This is a genomic window from Pseudomonas sp. FEN (assembly GCF_904067045.1).
GTDB lineage: Bacteria > Pseudomonadota > Gammaproteobacteria > Pseudomonadales > Pseudomonadaceae > Aquipseudomonas.
Genome location: NZ_CAJFDC010000025.1, coordinates 45,397 through 63,391, shown reverse-complemented (window position 1 = coordinate 63,391; position 17,995 = coordinate 45,397). Strand labels below are relative to the sequence as shown.

The window sequence follows — 17,995 nt, the reverse complement described above, 5'->3', positions numbered from 1 at the left end:
GTTCCGGGCCCGATGATATAGGTGACGCAGCATGACAGAATCCAGGAAAGCCATCGTGGCAGGTGCCGGCATCGGCGGACTGACCGCCGCCCTGGCGCTGCAGCGGGCCGGCTGGCAGGTCAAGGTTTTCGAAGCGGCCCAGACGCTACGGACCAGTGGCACCGGCTTGTCGGTCATGGCCAATGCCATGGCGGCGCTGCACTCGATCAATGCCCATGTGCCAGTGGAACAGGCAGGCCAGGTGATCCGAGATTTTTTCTTCAAGAAGCAAAATGGCGCCCCCATCACCAGCATGCCCATCCACGCGATCGGCGAACAATTGGGGCACCCGAATATCAATATCCAACGCCCATTGCTGCTACGTGCCCTGGCACAACAGCTCGCTCCAGATACCCTGAGCACCGGACTGCGCTGCGTGGGTTATGCCCATGGCCCGGATGGGGTGAAGGTGTCGTTCGAAGATGGCAGCACGCACGAGGCTGATCTGCTGATTGGCGCGGACGGCTTGAACTCGGTGATTCGCCAACAGATGCTCGGCGAAACACCAACGCGCCCCTCCGGCTATGTCGCCTGGCTGGCGGTAACACCGCTCAGCCACCCGGTGATGAGCGAAGGCTATGTGGCGCATTATTGGGGACGCGGCAAGCGCTTTGGTCTCTGCGATGTCGGGAATGGCCAGGCGTACTGGTGGGGAACCTGCAACCACGACAGTGCCGCGGATGCGGCCTTGAGCATCAGTAAACAGGAAGTGCTCGACGCCTACGCCGGCTGGGCGCCGGAAGTCATCGCGGCCATCGAGGCCACGCCCGAGAATGCCATATTGAAAATGCATGCCCGGGATCGCGAGCCGGTGGAGCAATTCTGTGATGGCCATGTTGTGCTGTTGGGCGATGCGGCGCATCCGATGCTGCCCAGCCTGGGGCAAGGCGCCGCGCAGGCGATCGAGGATGCCGTGGTGCTGGCCGATCACCTGACGCGAACACCAGACCTTCGCAGCGCGCTGGCGCAGTACCAGGCGCGTCGACACCCGCGAGTCAATGGGATCGTCAATGCCGCGCGGTTCATGAGCGGCATCGAACAGGCCGAGTCGAGATTCGTCTGCTGGCTGCGCGAATGGTATTTCCGCCTGACCCCTCAGCGCAGTTTTCGCAAAAAGAACATCGACATATTGTCGTTCAAGCCCAGCGCATAAGCAGGCGAAGGTTCGCAGTCCTCGTCACTCAGTCCGCGCGCACGGCGTCGGTTGTCGGCTGCTGAACATTGGCAGCGGGCTGGCGGCGAATCCTGAACCATGCCGCATAGAGCGCCGGAACAAAGAAGATGGTCAGCAGCGTCGCCACGCTGAGGCCGCCCATGATTGCAATCGCCATGGGCCCCCAGAACACGCTGCGCGTCAGCGGGATCATCGCCAGCACCGTGGCCAGCGCCGTCAGTAGCACCGGACGGGTCCGGTGGATGGCGGCGTCCAGCACCGCATTCCACGGGTCGCGCCCTTCCTCGATCTCGATCCGCACCTGGTCAATCAGGATCACCGAGTTGCGCATGATCATGCCGCCCAGGGCGATGATACCCAGGATCGCGACGAAGCCCAGTGGCGCGTTGAACAATAGCAGCGCCGGCACTACGCCGATCAGACCCAGCGGTGCGGTCAATACCACCATCAACATGCGTGAAAAGTCCTGTAATTGCAGCATCAGCAGCAGCAGGATAGTGACCAGCATCAGTGGAGCCACCGCCAACAGCGCCTGGTTGGCCTTGTCGCTCTCCTCCACCGCGCCGCCCACATCGATACGATAGCCCGGGGGCAGCTTCGCCTCGATGTCCTTGAGCAGCGGCTGGATCTCCTGCGTCACCGACACCCCCTGCTCGCCATCCTTCACATCGGCGCGAACGGTAATCGCCATGTCGCGGTTACGCCGCCACAGCACCGGTTCTTCAAGCGTGTAGCGTACATGAGCGACCTCCGACAGCGGCACCACGGTCCCATTACGGGTGTACAGGTTGATATTCTTCAGCGTGTCAAGGTTCAGGCGCTCCTCGGGCACGGCGCGGGCGACGATGTCGATCAAGTCCTCGTGCTCGCGCAACTGCGACAGAGTTGCGCCATTCATCACGGTTTGGGTTGCCAGTGATACGTCAGCCGGTGTGAGACCTAACGCACGCGTCTTGTCCTGGTCCAACTCCACCTTCAGCGCCCGCACCGGATCGTTCCAGTCAAGCTGAACGTCACGCACCTTCGCATTCGAGGTCACTGCGTGCTCCACCTCGCGGGCGATCTTGCGCACCACCTGCGTATCAGGGCCCACGACGCGAAACTGCACCGGGAAGCCTACTGGCGGCCCCAACTCCAGGCGGGTGACGCGGACCCAGACCTGAGGGAACTGCTGATCGACCGAAGCCATCAAGCGTGAGCGCACTCGCTCCCGTGCGCCCAGGTCCTTGGTCATCACGACGAGCTGGGCAAAGCCCGGATTGGGCAGCTCGGGGTTGAGCGCCAGATAGAAACGAGGGGCGCCGGCACCGGTGTAGGCCGTGTAGAAACTGACGTCCTCATCCTTGGCAAGCAGCATTTCCATCTGTTTGACCTGCTCGATCGTCGCCGCGAAAGAGGAGCCCTCCTTCATCCGCAGGTCGACGACCAGTTCAGGCCGCGAGCTGCTGGGGAAGAACTGCTGCGGTACAAGCTTCAGCCCACCCAGCGCGAGCACCAGGGCAGCCAGCGTCACGCCGATGACCAGCCAGCGACGCTCAATGGCTTGGTCGATCATAACGCGCAGCTTGCGGAACAATCGAGTGTCATACGGGTCACCCGCATGTTGGTGCTTACCGAAGTCTTTGGGCAGCATCTTGACCGCAAGGTAGGGCGTGAAAATGCCCGAGCAGATCCACGAGAACACCACCGCCGCACCGACAATCCAGAAGATGCCACCGGCATACTCGCCCGTGGTCGATTTCGAGAGGCCGATCGGCATGAACCCGGCAACGGTGATCAGCGCACCGGTCAGGCGCGGCATGGCGGTGGACTGGTAGGAGAACGAGGCCGCTTTCACGCGGTCCCAGCCCGCCTCCATCTTCACCAGCATCATCTCGATCGCGATGATCGCATCATCGACCAGCAGACCCAGCGCGATAATCAGCGAACCCAGCGAGATACGCTCCAGGTTCCAGCCCATCGCCAGCATCAACATCGCCACAGCGCCCAACACCAGCGGCACCGAGGTCGCGACCACAAGGCCGGTACGCCAGCCCAGGCTTGCCAGGCTGACCGCAATTACGATGACCAGCGCCTCGACCAGCGAACGCCCGAAGTCCCAGACCGCCTCCTTCACAGTGGTGGGCTGGTCGGCAACCCGCTCCAGCTCCACGCCATGGGGCAGTTCGGACTGGATCTTCGCTACCGCCGCGTCCATCGCCTTGCCAAGCTCGACGATATTGCCGTCGTCGGTCATCGAGATGCCGAGCATCAGTACCGGTTGGCCGTTGTGGCGGACGGTGTAGGTCGGCGGATCCTCATAACCGCGCTTGATGGTGGTAAAGTCGCCCAGCTTGATCATCCGACCGCCGGCCGCAATCGGCACATTGCGAATGTCGTCCGCATTGGCAAACTGACCGCTTACACGCACGACAATGCGGTCCCCTTGCGTATCAATCTGTCCAGCAGGTTGCAAAGCGTTCTGCGCCCGCAAGCTTTCGGCGATTACCAGTGGCGTGATACCCAGTGCACCAAGACGCTCGTGCGAGAATTCGACGTAGACGCGCTTGGCCTGCTCGCCGATCAGATCCACCTTTTTGACCATCGGCACCTTCAGCAGGCCGCGCTTGATGTCCTCGGCGGCATTCGACAGGTCGGCGTGGTCGACGCCGTCGCCCTTGACGGCATACATCAGGCCGTACACGTCGCCATATTCGTCGTTGACGACCGGACCGGTCACACCTTCGGGCAGTTCCAGGCGCAAGTCATTGAGTTTCTTGCGTGCCTGATACCAGGCTTCGCGCTGGTCGGCCTTCGAGGTACCGCCGCGCACAGTCAGCGTCATGCCGCCATAGCCCTGTCGGGCAAAGGTCACGACCTTTTCAAAGTGGTCGATCTGCTCGAACTTCTTCTCCATGCGGTTCAGGACCTGATCCTGTATCTGCTGGGCGGTCGCGCCCGGCCAGACGATACCAGCGGTCATCGAGGGCACAGAGAAGTTCGGATCTTCGAGCTGGCCAAGCTTCGTGAAGCTGAACAGGCCGGCTACCGCGACAATGAGAATCAGAAAGAGCACGATAGCGCGGTGACGCAGCGCCCAATCGGTGAGGTTGAAGTTGTTCATCGCGCAGCCACTGCTTTGGATTCAGGTGGGGTAGCGCCTGGCAGCGCCACTTTCAGGCCCGGCGCCATCTTCTGTACACCGGCGGTGACGATAAGCGCGCCGGCCGGAGGACCGGAGACGAGCACCTCGTCATTGCGATAGCCCCACACCGCCACCTGCACCAGCTCAACGGTGCCGACCAGCGCCTTGTCCATCGGCGTGGCCACCCAAAGTGCCGGCTGACCGGCACTTTGGGTCAGCGCCGTGGCCGGCACCGCCGCCATCGTAAGCCCGGTCATCTTGCGCTCGACCTGCAACGTGGCGGTCGCGCCGAGCGGCAATGGCTGAGTGCTCAGGGGTTTCATACGCGCGCGGTAGGTACGCGTCTGCGGCGACGCTTGTGGCGCGAGTTCGCGCAATCCGACTTCAAAGGTCCGGCCCGGCGCGCTGGCCAGTGAAGCCTTGAAGCCTGACTGCTTGAAGGAGGCCAGGTCATCCTCCGGGACATCAACGACGATCTCGGCCAAACCAGGGTCAGCGATCGAAACCACCGTGGCTCCCGGCGTCACGACCTGCCCAACCTCGAACTGCACGGCCGTAACCACCCCGCTCCACGAGGCGCGCAGCACGGAGTAGTTGAGCCGGTTGCGCGCCAGCTCAAGCTTGCGGGCTTCGCCCTCGGCGTTCGCCCGGCTGGTCTCGACGCTGGTACGCGCACGCTCATCGTCAGCCGCACTGACCGAGCCATCGGTCTTCAGTGCCCCCAGGCGCTGGTGGTCCGAATCGGCCTGGCGGGCTTGCGCGACGGCGGCGGCCCACGACTGCCGCGCCGCTTCCACGGCCAACCGGTAGTCGCTGTCATCAAGGGTGGCGAGCACATCGCCCTCGTGCACGAATTGGCCGACCTCGACCTTGCGTTGGACGACCTTGCCGTCCACCCGGAAAGCCTGGTTCACCTCATGACGCGACTGCACGGTGCCGGCGTAGCGACTGGCTTCGCGAGCGCCTTCATAACGCAATTCGACGGTACGCACGGGCCGAGGCACCTGCACGGAGGGCTGTTGTGGACTGCACGCGCAGAGTAGCGCGGCGGCGGCAATGGCGCCGACTGCAGCAATTGGGTTGTTCAAGACAGTTCCTCGTTGTAGGCGACGGGATTCAGGAAAGTGGGCGGACGGCGCCGGCTGTTACGGTGACGGAGGTGGGCTCGAAGACCTGCCAGCCGCCGCCTAGCGCCTTGTAAAGCTGGACGCTGTCGAGCAGCAGGCGGGTATTGCTGTCGTTGGCATCCAGACGCTTCGTCAGGCGCACACGGTGTGCATCCAGTAACGGCAACAGGTCGATCTGCCCGCGCTCGTAGAGCGATTGAGCACGGCCCAGCGCGGAATCCGCAGCCACGACGGCCGACTGCAACAATGCCGATCGACTTCGCTCATGGGAAAGGCTGACCAGTGAGGTCTCCACGTCTTCGAGCGCATGCGCTATGCCATCCTCGGTACGCAACAGCGCTTCGCGCTGGCCGCTCTCGGCGACCTCGTTGATGGCCCGGGTGCGTCCGGCGTTGAAGAGCGGCATCGTCAACAGGCCCGCCACATTGGTATAGCGGGCAGCACCAAGCCCCACCCCATTCAGCTCCAACCCCTGGTTGCCGTAAGAGGCGCCGAGGAACAGGCGCGGGAACCATTCGGCGGCGGCCTGCTGGCGGCGAGCGTTGGCCGCATCCAGTTGCGCCATCAACTCCAGCACGTCGGGCCGACGCTGCAGCAGCGTGGCCGGCTGCCCGGGCTGCGGCTGAGGGACATGGATATCATCGCGCGAGGGCACGATGGCAGCGGCATTGAAGGCCTGGTCGCCGATCAACACGGCGATGCGATAACGTGACACCGCCGCCAGCGTTTCCAGCGGCGGAATCTGCGCGCGTGCGGATTCCGCGTCGGCCCGCGCACGTTCTACGTCGAAGACGGTTGCCAGCCCCACGCGCTGGCGCGCGGTGACCAGGCGCAACGTCTCATCCTGCATCGCCGACATGGCCCGCAGCGTATCGATCTGGCGCAACGCACCGACCAGAGTGAAGTAATGGCTGGCAACGTCGCTCATCACCAACAGGCGCACACCGCGCACGCCATACTCCGCGGCCAGTGCCTGCGCCTGGGTGGCGCTCGCGCCAGCCCGCAAGCGACCGCTCAGATCAAGCTCCCACGAAACATCCAGGCCCGCACCGCTACTCTTGGCGTCGGGGTAGCCAGCCTTCGTGGCCGCATCGTATCCGCTACTGTGATCGGCGGCGGAAGCGGAGCCGCTGACGCTCGGAAACAGCCATGAACGACTGATCGTCTCGCCAGCACGCGCGGCACACAGGCGCTCGGAGGCGATTTTAATGTCGCGGTTCTCGCGCATTGCACGGTGTACCAGATCAGTTAAAAGCGGATCGTTGAAAGCCTCCCACCATCTTGCCTCGGGCTCTATCTCAGAGGCTGCGGTCGCGGCGAACTTGGTCGGCAGGTCTATCGACGGCTTAACCACGGGTGTGGAGCAACCCGCCAAGGCCAGAGTGATCGACACCGCAAGCGCCGCCAAGGCGGAGCCGGCCAGGCAATCGGCAGAGCGGTGGGTCGCCTGCCCACCATGGCGGGTCAGCGAAAGAAAGGGGTGAAGTCGCGACATCGGATTGGACTCGTGTGAATTCGAGATGACGCCAGCATAGGGACCGCCGCGGGCAAAGTTGTCAGCCCGGCGTCGCGATTCGGTCGCCCTATCGAGCGCCTTCGCGGATGAGGCGTCACTCGCCGACAGCGTCCACCGCATGCTCGACGGCTATCGACGCAAGATCGTCAGCGATCGACGCCGACAGTTCTTCGATGCACGAAAACTCACACTGGCGTCCGCTCACCAGATTTTCGAGACGCCCCGCAAGGGCCCCCGGTGTGGCGTCGCCACGCAGCTTGAGCACATACGTGCGGCGGTTCGAGTACTTGGATTCAGGATTCAGGACCATTGCAGAGCACCGGATCAAAAAAGTTCGACGACAGCCTAATCCGGGCTACGGGGCGAGTGGTAAGCGAAGGGTCAAAGTCCGGTCGCGACAGGCCTCGCTGAAAATACCGTCACCGTCCGGGCCCGCCCCACGCCAGCGGAGTCAAGCCGGAATAGCAACCTGAAGCAGCGAGCACGCACGCGCCATCGGCTCGCTATCTTCGATTTCGGGCAATTGCTCGACCAGCGTCGCCATGGCCTGACGCTCCCTGTCCGTGGCATCGCATTGGGCGCATAGCTCGACGAGCGCGAGCAACTCCAGCCACGGCGCGCCCTGGGCACGCGCCTCGTGCACCGCACGGCGCACGGCGGCAGCGCTGGCCTCAGGACAACCCTGGGCCCGCGCTATCGCCGCTTCCAACAGCAACAGTTGCGGCAGATACACACGCTCCCCCAGTTCCCCCGACACCCGCAGCGCCTCCTCCAGCTCGGCTTTCGCGGCGGTACTGTCACCCGCTAACAGCAGCGCCTCGGCCGCGTAGCCAAGCACTTCGCTGGTACCGGAACGCATACCGAGCCCGGCATGTTCGTCGAGAGCCGAACGGATACGCTGGTAACCTTCATCCGGCGCACCGTTGCGAGCGTCGGCCCAACCACGCCACCAACGGCAGGCAGCGTGCCCTAGCGCGAGCGAGTGCTCATCGACCAGCGCGCGCATATCGTCGGCCAATGCCGCCACGCGCAGCGTGTTGCCCATCCGCACTTCGAACAGCACCTCCTGCCAACCAATAACCAGCCGGGTCATCGGTTGGCGCAGCATCTGCGCACGCAGACGTGCCCGCAGCAAGCAGGACCGACCCTGTACCAGCGAACCGGAACGCAGCAATTCAATGGCCAGCATGCCAAGCAGCGTAACCTGGGCATCCGCCGCGAAGATCTCGCTCGCCCGGATGTCTTCCTGCTCGGCGATCACCAGCGCGCGTTCGATCCACCGGCGGGCGACCTGTGTGCGCCCTTGAAGATGAAACACTTCGCCATAGACGACACAGGCGGCCAACATCAACAGCGAATCATTCGATCTGCACGACAGCGCTTCGGCGCGCTCGGCCACCGCCAACGCGTGCGCATAATCGCCACGCAGGCTCAGCAAATAACCGAACCCGTGCAACAGCCGCCCGCGCATTGGATGTTCAGGAACCGCAACCAGCAATGTATAAGCGCGCTCGAAGGCATCGGCGGCTTGGTGGCCGACACCGAGGGTTTGAAACGCCGCCACGCCTTGCAGCGTGCTCAAGGTGATTTCCAGCGCATCACGCTCCGGCCCGCCAGGCACGTACTGCATCAGGATCAACGCCTGCTGGGTCAGACCAATAGTCGAGGCCGGGCTGAAATGCGACAGCGCAGTTTCCGCCGCTTCAGCGTAATAGCGCAGTGCAATCATCGGCTGTCGGGCCCGCTCGAAGTGCATCGCCAGCTCAGACGCCGCGACCGGCATACCAAGCGACCGCTCGCGTTCGAGGGCGACGGCGACTTGATGATGGAGGCGGACGCGCAGTGAAAGTGGCGTACGGTCATACAGTACCTGGCGCAAGAGCGCATGCCGGAACGAATAAGGCAGTACCGACGCGTCTTCCCCGTCGGCGCCACGCGACCGCGTCAACCACATTCGCCCACGGACCAGTTCCTCGCAGTCGTGGGCCAACGAAACGAGGTCGCGCTCGAGGGCCAGCGCAAGGGTTTCCACCCGAAAATCACCTCGACATATCGCCGCAGCCGAGAGCAGCTCACGCGCTTGCCGACCGAGCTTGGCAATATAGTGGTCGATAATGGCCGCCAGATTCTCGGGAACCGCCTGGTTCGCCAACCGGGCCTCGACGGTGGCGTCATCATCCGAACCATCCATCACCTCGCTGAGCAGCGACGACACGAACAGTGGCACACCGTCGGTGCGATCATGCAGCGCGCGCACGAACGCTTCGTCGCGCGCCAGTGAGACTGAATGCGCCGCGACATAATCAGCGATCTCGCTCTCCGAAAACGGGTCGAGCAGCACCTCCTCGCATAATCGCTGCAAGCGAAGTTCATGACGCAACGAACTGAGCGGGTGCTCGAGTGCCACCACCTCGGCGACACGAAAGCTTGCCAGCCACATCAACCGGATGCGACCGCGTCGCCGGGCGATGTAGTCGATGAGTTGGAGGGTCGCCCTGTCGCTCCAATGCAGATCTTCGGTGACCAGCAACAAGGGGCGCTGCTCCGTGTAGCGCTCCAGCAACTCGCCCATTTCCCGCAGCATGCGCTCCGGGCCGACGCCCACGAGCTCGTGCCGCAACGCGTCGCGTTCCTGCGCGGTACTCAGCCACGGCAGCTGAAACAGCCAGGTCGGAGCCACGGTCCGCAACAGCGCCGGCAGCGCCGGGTCGACACGGCACAAACCGGCAATGGCCTCCAACACCGGCAGGTACGGCTCGCCCGTGCCGAAGTGTTCCACGCAATGACCGCGCGCGCAGGCGATGCCATCGAGCCCGGCAATGAAATGTTCGATCAACGTGGTCTTACCGATCCCCGGCTCACCGGCGAGCCAGAGCACCGCACGCTGCCCGCCTTGCGCCTGGACCCAAGTCCGTTGCAAACGCGCCAGCGAAGCGACACGACCGACGAACGATGAGGATGGCGTATCAATCTCCGGCACTATCGATGACAACATAGGCGTCAAAGGCATCGGGGACGACGTGGCAATGAAGCGATAGCCGCGCCGAGACACGGTCTCGATAAATCGCGGCTGTCGGGGCACGTCACCCAACGCCGCGCGCAGGTCGCTGATAGCCGTCTTCAGGACTGACTCGCTGACGAAGCGATGCCCCCAGACCGCATCGAGCAATGCATCCTTGCCAAGAAGCGCTCCCGGCTGGCGGGCAAGCTCGCACAACAACGAGAAAGGCGTGGGCGCCAGCGCCACGGCCTCGCCATCGCGCGACAAGCGGGCATTGGCTTCATCGAGCTCAAAACCGACAAAGCGGATCCGGAGTGGATTCGGATGACACTGCGCACGCACCACAGGCGACTCCTACAGTCTCGGATGAAGACAGTTATGCGTTCCATGCTGGCAAAAAAGCGACCTAACAATAATGACATATTATTCAATATTGAAACAAATGTCATTTTTGTATAACCTCTTGCTGCCTGAGGATGAAACTCCGCGTTTCACGGCCACCAACAACCACAACAAGGGCTCGGTATGAATAACAAGAACGCAGGCGAACTACCGCCAAGCGCGGTCGATGTACTGGTAGTGGGCTACGGCCCGGTAGGCGCGACGCTCGCGGCACTGCTGGGGCGCTACGGCATAACGACACTGGTTCTGGACAAGAGCCATGAAATCCTGCTGATGCCCCGCGCCATCGCCCTGGATAACGAGGCGCTGCGCATCCTGCAACTCGCCGGATTGAGCGAGGACGCCTTCGAGAAGATCGTGATCCCCGAAGTGCGGATGCGCTCCCCGGTCCTCGGCAATTTCGGTCGCGCCAATACCGCCGGGTGCATTGACGGCCACCCCAAGCTGGTGACCTTCTATCAGCCCGATCTTGAGCAGGCGATGCGAGAGCAGGTCTCGTGCTTCGAGTCAGTGACCAGCCTGGGTGGTTTCGAGCTCGAACGCCTGATTGAGGAGCCGGGCTATGTCCTCGCCTCCGTACGGGACCAGGAAGGTCGTGTCCACTCCATTCGCGCTCGATACCTGGTGGGTGCCGATGGTGCAAGCTCCAGGGTCAGAACCCTGATTGGCCAGGATTTCGGAGGAGAGACCTATGCCGAGGACTGGTTGATTGTCGATGCCGGTAATCGACACCAGTCAGCGATCGACCATATCGAATTCCTTTGCAATCCAAAACGCCCCACCCCACACATGCCCGCGCCAGGTGGAAGGGAGCGTTGGGAGTTCATGCTGCAACCGGGTGAAACGCGGGAGGAAATGGAAAATCCGGAAAACATCGCCAGACTGATCGCTCCGTGGGTGGATCTGCAAAAGCTGCAGATCGAGCGCAAGGCGGTGTATCGATTCCATGCCCGCTGCTGCAACCGCTTCAGCAAGGGCCGCGTCTTTCTGGCAGGCGATGCCGCTCACATCACTCCCCCTTTCGTCGGACAGGGCCTGGTCGCCGGACTTCGCGATGTCGCCAACCTTGCCTGGAAACTCGCCTGGGTCCTGCGCGGCCAGGCCTCGCCATCGGTGTTGAACTCTTATGACGAAGAGCGCCGGCCGCATGCAAAGGCAATGATCGACATGGCCAAGCTCATGGGACGCCTGGTCATGCCCAGGAACAAGCTGGCTGCGTTCTTCACCCATGGCCTGATGCGTATGCTCGCATTGACGCCGGCTACCCGGAAATACTTCGAGGAACTGGACATCAAACCGAAGAACATCTTCAGGAATGGTCTTTTCGCCCCCCATCGCCGTGGCGACAAACTGGTTCGTGGAGGACTCTTTCCCCAGGTCTGGGTGCGCAACGCCGAACAACGGGTTCACCTGAGTGACGATGCGCTCGGGGACCACCTCACCTTGATCGGATTCGGCGTTGACCCGTTGTCGCTGCTATCCCCTGATCAGGTCGGCGTCTGGAAAAAAGCCGGCGGCAACTTCTTGCACATCGGGCCATGCGGTCAACGCCCGGTGGGTGCTTGTGCCTTCATCGAGGATCTGAATCACAGCCTCCTGCCGCTGGCGGCCTGGGGCAGCCTGGTGACGGTACGTCCCGACCGCCTCATCATGCACCACGCTCCCGGCGCTGAAGCCAGCCAACTGGTTCAAGCTTGTATTGACTTGATGGCGAGCCATGACTCCACTGTCGATAACGTTTCCGTTACCATCAGCGAGCCCCCTCGATTACGAGCCTGAGAATGCCCGCCCCCACTCCTGCACCCGCATCAGTCGCGCCCCAACCTCTCACGCGCGGCCACAAAAAGCGTGAGCGTACCCGTCTCGGCCTGGTGGATGCGGCGCGACGCCTGATCGCGCGCAAGGAACTGGGGGAGATCGCCCTGCTCGAGGTCGCCGCGGAGGCGCAAGTCTCCAACGGCACCATCTACAACTATTTCCGCACTCGCGACGAAGTACTCGAGGCGGTGGGCATCGCCATGGCAACCGAGTTCTCCGATGCCATCTCGACCCTGAGCGCGGGGGTGCACAGCGGCGCCCAGCGGCTTTGCATCGGCGTACGCATGTTCATCGGCCGGGCGATCGACGACCCCACCTGGGCCAGCGCGCTTCTGCGCATCCTCCATTTCGGCCAAGCCATGCGCTCGCGCCTGGCCGCCCACGTGCTGGACGACCTGCGCGAAGGTCGTCGCGAGGGCACTTTCGCCTTCGAAGATGAAAGCATCGCCCTGGACCTGGTGTTGTCATGCACGACCGGGGCAATGCGTGCCGTTGTCGAGGGACGCAGGGTGGCTGGGCATGACGTCCTGGTCGCGGAAATGATCCTCAAGGCACTGGGCGTTGCGCCTGCGAAAGCCAGGAAAATAGCCAGTCTGCCGCTACCCGTCATAGCAGTGGTCGATCAGGGTCCTGGCACCCCTAGAGACTGAACATAGATGTTCAATTTCTATCTAAAAATAGGCCGTAAAAAATCCTAAAAAACTAAAAATATCGAAAATTTACTCTTTTTCTCGGCCAAAAACAAAGAAAACTCGACTTTAACCGTTCTCTAGCTCAAAAAAATCGTTGACCACAACTGAACACGAGTGTTCAATACAGTCTCAGACGAGCCTGGAGATAACGCGTGGAATCCCTGAATCCGGTACAGCGGCGCATTCATCAAGCCGCCCTTCGCCTTTTTGCCGAGCGCGGTGCCATTGACGTGAGTATCAGTGATCTTGCAGTCGAGGCCGGCGTGGCTCGCGGGACGATCTACAGCAACGTGAAAAGCATGGAGCAGCTGTTCGAAGCGGTGGCGGCCCATCTCAGCGCGGAAATGCACGAACGGGTCAATAAAAGTTTCGAAACCCTCGCCCATCCTGCCCACCGTCTTGCCAATGGCATCCGTTTCTTCATCCGGCGCACGCATGAAGAGCCGCAGTGGGGCACCTTCATTCATCGATTCGCGATGAGTAACGCCTCGCTACGCGAAATGTTCTCCAGCCAGGCCGCGAAGGACCTGCTGGAAGGTTCTGCCAGTGGCTGTTACAGCTTCCGACAAGATCAACTGCTCTCAGTCATCACGCTGATCTCCAGCACGACGCTGGGTGCGATGTTCCTGGTGCTCGAAGGCCATAGAACCTGGCGCGATGCCGGGACCGACGCAGCAGAGTTCGTACTCCGGGCACTGGGAGTGCCGGCACAGGAGGCTGGAAGATTGGCGACCGAGGAACTGCCTGCGCTCCCCGCGCTCGAGTAGTCCCGTCACTGCCGAGGTGGTTATCAACCCCGCTGTTCATGGGGCGAGGGGCGGCTTTGCCCGAAAAAAGTTCGGAGAATAAAAACAATGAATCAGAGTACCGCGGCACTTCGACTGAATACACCGCACCCCACTCGGCACCCGAGCCCGAGGGTCAAGGCCCAACGCCTGACCCACCTGATCTTCGAACGACCAGACCTGGATGAGGCGGCACGCTTTCTGAGCGACTTCGGCCTGAGTGTCAGCCACCAGGATGCCGATACACTTTATCTCCGGGCGGCCGACCCCACCCCCTACTGCTACCGTATTCATCGGGCTGCCCAGGCACGTTTCCTCGGCTTCGGACTGGAAGTGTGCAGCGAAGCCGATCTGGATCGCCTGGCCGAGGCCGAGGGAGCTTCCTCCGTCGAGCGAATCACGCATCCAGGCACAGGGAAGCAGGTCCGGCTACTTGATCCCTCTGGGTTCATTGTCGAAGCCATCCATGGACAGCTCGCCAGCAATCCCCTGCCGCACCGGTCCGCCCTGGCGCTCAATCTGGCGGACAAGCAGCCTCGCATCAACAGGACTCAGCGCCCCCCCGTCGCACCGCCAGAAGTGCTGCGCCTTGGCCACGTCGTCATCGAAGTCGCCGATTACCAAGCCACCTGCGCCTGGTATACGCAGTATTTCGGGCTGATTCCCAGCGATATACAGGTACTCCCGGACGGCACCCCCATCGTCACGTTCATGCGCCTGGACCGCGGCGAGATTCCGACGGATCACCATACCCTCGCCATTGCCCAGGGATTCGCCGCAACCTACAGCCACAGCGCCTACGAGCTGGTCGACGCCGATGCCCTGGGCATGGGACAGCGCGTCCTGCAGGAGCGTGGCTGGAAGCACTCATGGGGAATCGGCCGGCACATCCTGGGCAGCCAGATCTTCGATTACTGGCAGGACCCCTGGGGTGACAAGCACGAGCACTACTGTGACGGCGACATCTTCACCGCCACGCAGCCCACCGGCATTCATCCGGTCAGCCGCGCGGCCATGGCGCAATGGGGACAACGCATGCCCAAGAGCTTCACGCAGCCCAGGTTGACGCTGAGCAGTCTGCGCACGCTGATGCGCAATCTGCGACACAGCCCGGACTTGACCCTGAGCAAGCTCATGGCGCTTATCCGCCTGTTCGGATAAGCCCACCTGCTCAGTACAACCCGGTAAGTGTGCCGCGCATGACGCAGGCGCGCCGACGCCAGCTGCTTGCAGGGCGGTGACCTGCCCCACATAGGTCCAGAACAACAACCACGCCCGGCGAAAGCGGGGCGAACGATGCTTCAGGAGTGCCCTCGATGCCCGCTGTCCATATTGTCCGCTTCGAATATCAAAATACCGTCCACTGGGGTGTCATACGCCAGAACCTGATCACGCCGGTTCCCGGCACCTTTGCCACGACCGGCGAGTTCATCGTCCAGAACAGCATCGCCGATCTGCTTCAACTGCAGGGTGGCGAACTGGCCGAGAGCGAAGTCAAATTGCTGTCGCCAGTGACACGCAATCAGCAGTTCGTTTGCCAAGGTGCCAACTACCGCCAGCACATGATCGAGTCGGGCATGGACCCTGACGCGAAGAACTTCAACATGATCTTCACCAAAGCGACGAGCTGCCTGGTAGCGGCGGACAGCGACTTGATCAAGCCACGCAATGTGCGCTTCCTGGACTATGAGATCGAGCTGGGCCTGATAATGAAGGGCGCGATCAACGGCCCCGTGGCGGTCACCGACGACAACCTGCATGAGTTCATCGCCGGCGTCGTCATCGTCAACGACTACTCGGCCCGTGACATCCAGATTCCGCAGATGCAGTTCTACAAAGGCAAGAGCTTCCGCACCTTCGGCCCGGTCGGCCCGTACCTCTGTCTGTTGGCGCCCCAGGACATGCATTACCTGAAGACACTGCACTTGCGCCTGACGGTCAACGGCCAGGTACGCCAAAGCGACAGCACGGCCAACCTGGTCTACGGTCCCGCGGAAACCCTGACCGAGCTTTCGTCAGTCCAGGATCTTGCCCCAGGCGACCTGATTGCCACCGGCACGCCGGCTGGCTGCGCCTTGAGCATCCCGTCCCCGGGCAAGCAACGCATCGCCGCCCTGCTGCCGGAAGCCAGCAAGTGGAAACTGTTCCTCAAGGCCCAGGAGAAACGCACGCAGTATCTCAAGCCCGGCGACCAGGTCGAGGCACATATTCGTAGCGCCGACGGCCTGATCGATCTCGGCGTGCAGCGCAACCGGGTAGTGGGAGAAGCCTGATGACCGTGCAGAGCCTGGCAGACATCAGCAGCCTCGAACAAGTCCCGCTTTCGCAGCGAGGTTTACCGCCGAGCACCTATGACGCCTTGCGCCGCGTCGCCGAAGCTAATCCCTGGGCGCCAGCGCTGAGCTTCGTTCCTGATGCGATCGACTTCAAACGCACCTTCGAATGGAGCTACGCCCAGCTCTTCGCGCAGATCACCCGCGCGGCGAATGCCTTCCACGATCTGGGTATCATGCCAGGAGAAGTGCTCGCCTTTATCCTGCCCAATCTGCCAGAGACCCACTTCACGATCTGGGGCGGCGAAGCGGCGGGTATCGTCATGGCAATCAACCCGTTACTGGAAGCGAAGCAGATTGCCAACTTGCTGCACTCAGCCAAAGCCTCCGTGGTGGTGACGCTGGCGCCAACCCTGGATCACAACCTATGGGCCAAGTTGGCGGGGCCGTTGAACGATCTGCCCGGAATCAGGCACATCGTCTGGGTCAGCATGGCGCCCTATGTCAGCGAAGCCGAGCGCGACACACTCGCCAGCCTGGCGCGCAAGGCACGTGCGTTTCCCAGCAATGCCTTGATCCACGATCTGCATACGCTGCTGGAGGCCCAACCAGAAACCCACCTCAAGAGTGGTCGGCAAATCCGCCCTGAAGAACGCTCCTCGTACTTCTGTACCGGCGGTACCACCGGGCTCCCCAAGATTGCCGCGCGCACTCACGGCTCGGAAGTGTTCAATGCCTGGGCCATGGCCGCACATCTACAGCCGCGCAGCAGCGGCCAGGTCATTTTTTGTGGTCTGCCGCTGTTCCATGTCAACGGACAGCTGGTAACAGGACTGATGCCCTGGACCCAGGGCGATCATGTCATCCTTGGCACGGCACAAGGCTATCGCGACCCCGGCGTTATCCCGCACTTCTGGGCAATGGTCGAGCACTTCGGTATCAACTTCTTTTCCGGCGTGCCCACGGTCTACGCGGCCTTGCTCAGAAACGATTCGAGCCAGCATGACCTGTCCAGCCTTCGCTATGCATTGTGTGGCGCCGCGCCCATGCCGGTAGAACTGTTTCGCGAGTTCGAACGCCAGACCGGGGTCCACATCCTCGAAGGTTACGGACTGACGGAGGGCGCCTGCGTTTCCTGCGTCAATCCGCCCCACGGTGAGCGACGTATTGGCTCCATCGGGATCCGCCTCGCCTACCAGGACATGCGCGTGGTGGTGCTGAATGATTCCGGGGAATACGTGCGCGATGCCGACATCGATGAAGTCGGCCTGGTCACGATTGCCGGCCCCAACCTGTTCGACGGCTATCTGGAGGAGCACCACAACCAGGGCCTGTGGATCGATATCGGTGATCGACGTTGGCTGAATACCGGCGATCTGGGTCGCCAGGACGCACAAGGCTACCTGTGGCTGACCGGGCGCAAAAAAGAACTGATCATCCGTGGCGGTCACAATATCGACCCCAAACAAATCGAGGAAACGTTGCAGGCGCATCCCGCGATTGCACTGGCTGCCGCAATCGGTAGTCCTGATGCCCACGCCGGGGAGGTTCCCGTCGCCTATGTCCAGTTGAAGCCGGGACAATTGTGCACCAGCGAAGAATTGCTGGCGTTCGCCAATCTCAACATCAGCGAACGCGCCGCCATTCCCAGACGAATCGAAATACTCAAGGCGCTACCCCTGACAGCGATAGGCAAGATATTCAAACCGGCCCTGCAACAACGAGAAGTCGCCAACGTCGTGCAGCAGGAGATCGGACAGCTTGGGCTCTCCGGCATTGAAGTCGACGTCGTGCAAGATAATAACCGAGGACTTTTAGTTAGAATCCGAGCAGGCGCTTACCAGAAAACCCTGGCCCCTCTCCTGGGGTGTTACAGCTTTCAAGTTGACTGGATTGACTGATAACAAGTTTATCTCGGTAAACCTGAACAATACCCCCCTGACACTGACCTGCCAGGGATTATCAAGTAATAGCTATTAAACCCGTTGTTACCCAAAAGTGCACTGGAAGGCAAAGCCTTGCCTGCGATTTACCTGATGCAATC

At 62.0% G+C, this 17,995-nt stretch carries 12 protein-coding genes; 7 read left to right on the top strand and 5 right to left on the bottom strand.

Translation table 11 applies throughout. The annotated features are described in order from the left end of the window. Positions 1-31: 31 nt before the first annotated feature. A complete protein-coding gene (locus PFEN_RS21775) occupies positions 32-1,192 on the top strand; it encodes an FAD-dependent monooxygenase (RefSeq protein WP_191488783.1) in 1,161 nt (386 codons plus the stop codon). A 28-nt stretch (positions 1,193-1,220) separates the two neighbouring features. Here PFEN_RS21775 and PFEN_RS21770 read toward each other — a convergent pair whose 3' ends face one another. From PFEN_RS21770 to PFEN_RS21750, 5 genes are all read right to left on the bottom strand, one after another. Beyond that, a complete protein-coding gene (locus PFEN_RS21770) occupies positions 1,221-4,316 on the bottom strand; it encodes an efflux RND transporter permease subunit (protein ID WP_191488782.1) in 3,096 nt (1,031 codons plus the stop codon). After that, positions 4,313-5,329 (bottom strand): efflux RND transporter periplasmic adaptor subunit, encoded by a 1,017-nt coding sequence (locus PFEN_RS21765; protein ID WP_224771038.1) that lies wholly within the window; start codon positions 5,327-5,329, stop codon positions 4,313-4,315. Before PFEN_RS21765 ends, PFEN_RS21770 begins: the two co-directional genes overlap by 4 nt. Before the next feature lie 124 nt (positions 5,330-5,453). Further along, a complete protein-coding gene (locus tag PFEN_RS21760) occupies positions 5,454-6,959 on the bottom strand; it encodes an efflux transporter outer membrane subunit (protein ID WP_191488780.1) in 1,506 nt (501 codons plus the stop codon). A 115-nt stretch (positions 6,960-7,074) separates the two neighbouring features. Further along, positions 7,075-7,290: a hypothetical protein gene (locus tag PFEN_RS21755; protein ID WP_191488779.1), complete on the bottom strand. Its 216-nt coding sequence runs from the start codon at positions 7,288-7,290 to the stop codon at positions 7,075-7,077. 141 nt (positions 7,291-7,431) lie between these two features. Next, entirely contained in the window at positions 7,432-10,326 is a 2,895-nt protein-coding gene (locus PFEN_RS21750; protein ID WP_191488778.1) for an AAA family ATPase, read from the bottom strand. Between the two features lie 180 nt (positions 10,327-10,506). On the opposite strand from PFEN_RS21750, the gene PFEN_RS21745 reads away from it, so the two are divergent. The 6 genes from PFEN_RS21745 to PFEN_RS21720 all read left to right on the top strand — a co-directional run bounded on the left by PFEN_RS21745 (position 10,507) and on the right by PFEN_RS21720 (position 17,852). Continuing rightward, a complete protein-coding gene (locus PFEN_RS21745) occupies positions 10,507-12,162 on the top strand; it encodes a bifunctional 3-(3-hydroxy-phenyl)propionate/3-hydroxycinnamic acid hydroxylase (protein WP_191488777.1) in 1,656 nt (551 codons plus the stop codon). Between the two features lie 2 nt (positions 12,163-12,164). Next, on the top strand, positions 12,165-12,851 hold the full coding sequence (locus tag PFEN_RS21740) for a TetR/AcrR family transcriptional regulator (protein ID WP_191488776.1): 687 nt from the start codon (positions 12,165-12,167) through the stop codon (positions 12,849-12,851). 194 nt (positions 12,852-13,045) lie between these two features. Further along, positions 13,046-13,660, top strand: a complete 615-nt coding sequence (locus tag PFEN_RS21735) for a TetR/AcrR family transcriptional regulator (protein ID WP_191488775.1) — start codon at positions 13,046-13,048, stop codon at positions 13,658-13,660. A gap of 87 nt (positions 13,661-13,747) precedes the next feature. Further along, positions 13,748-14,839 (top strand): VOC family protein, encoded by a 1,092-nt coding sequence (locus PFEN_RS21730; RefSeq protein WP_191488774.1) that lies wholly within the window; start codon positions 13,748-13,750, stop codon positions 14,837-14,839. Positions 14,840-14,994: 155 nt separating this feature from the next. After that, complete coding sequence (locus PFEN_RS21725; protein ID WP_191488773.1) at positions 14,995-15,951, top strand: fumarylacetoacetate hydrolase family protein; 957 nt, start codon at positions 14,995-14,997, stop codon at positions 15,949-15,951. Next, complete coding sequence (locus PFEN_RS21720; RefSeq protein ID WP_191488772.1) at positions 15,951-17,852, top strand: acyl-CoA synthetase; 1,902 nt, start codon at positions 15,951-15,953, stop codon at positions 17,850-17,852. The genes PFEN_RS21725 and PFEN_RS21720 overlap by 1 nt, the downstream gene beginning before the upstream one ends. Positions 17,853-17,995 lie beyond the last annotated feature (143 nt).

Excerpts from the sequence above, each read along its gene's own strand:
- PFEN_RS21730 (WP_191488774.1), top strand. The coding sequence starts at position 13,748 with ATGAATCAGAGTACCGCGGCACTTCGACTGAATACACCGCACCCCACT.
- PFEN_RS21760 (WP_191488780.1), bottom strand. The coding sequence starts at position 6,959 with ATGTCGCGACTTCACCCCTTTCTTTCGCTGACCCGCCATGGTGGGCAG.
- PFEN_RS21775 (WP_191488783.1), top strand. The coding sequence starts at position 32 with ATGACAGAATCCAGGAAAGCCATCGTGGCAGGTGCCGGCATCGGCGGA.
- PFEN_RS21745 (WP_191488777.1), top strand. The coding sequence starts at position 10,507 with ATGAATAACAAGAACGCAGGCGAACTACCGCCAAGCGCGGTCGATGTA.
- PFEN_RS21770 (WP_191488782.1), bottom strand. The coding sequence starts at position 4,316 with ATGAACAACTTCAACCTCACCGATTGGGCGCTGCGTCACCGCGCTATC.
- PFEN_RS21755 (WP_191488779.1), bottom strand. The coding sequence starts at position 7,290 with ATGGTCCTGAATCCTGAATCCAAGTACTCGAACCGCCGCACGTATGTG.
- PFEN_RS21725 (WP_191488773.1), top strand. The coding sequence starts at position 14,995 with ATGCCCGCTGTCCATATTGTCCGCTTCGAATATCAAAATACCGTCCAC.
- PFEN_RS21740 (WP_191488776.1), top strand. The coding sequence starts at position 12,165 with ATGCCCGCCCCCACTCCTGCACCCGCATCAGTCGCGCCCCAACCTCTC.
- PFEN_RS21720 (WP_191488772.1), top strand. The coding sequence starts at position 15,951 with ATGACCGTGCAGAGCCTGGCAGACATCAGCAGCCTCGAACAAGTCCCG.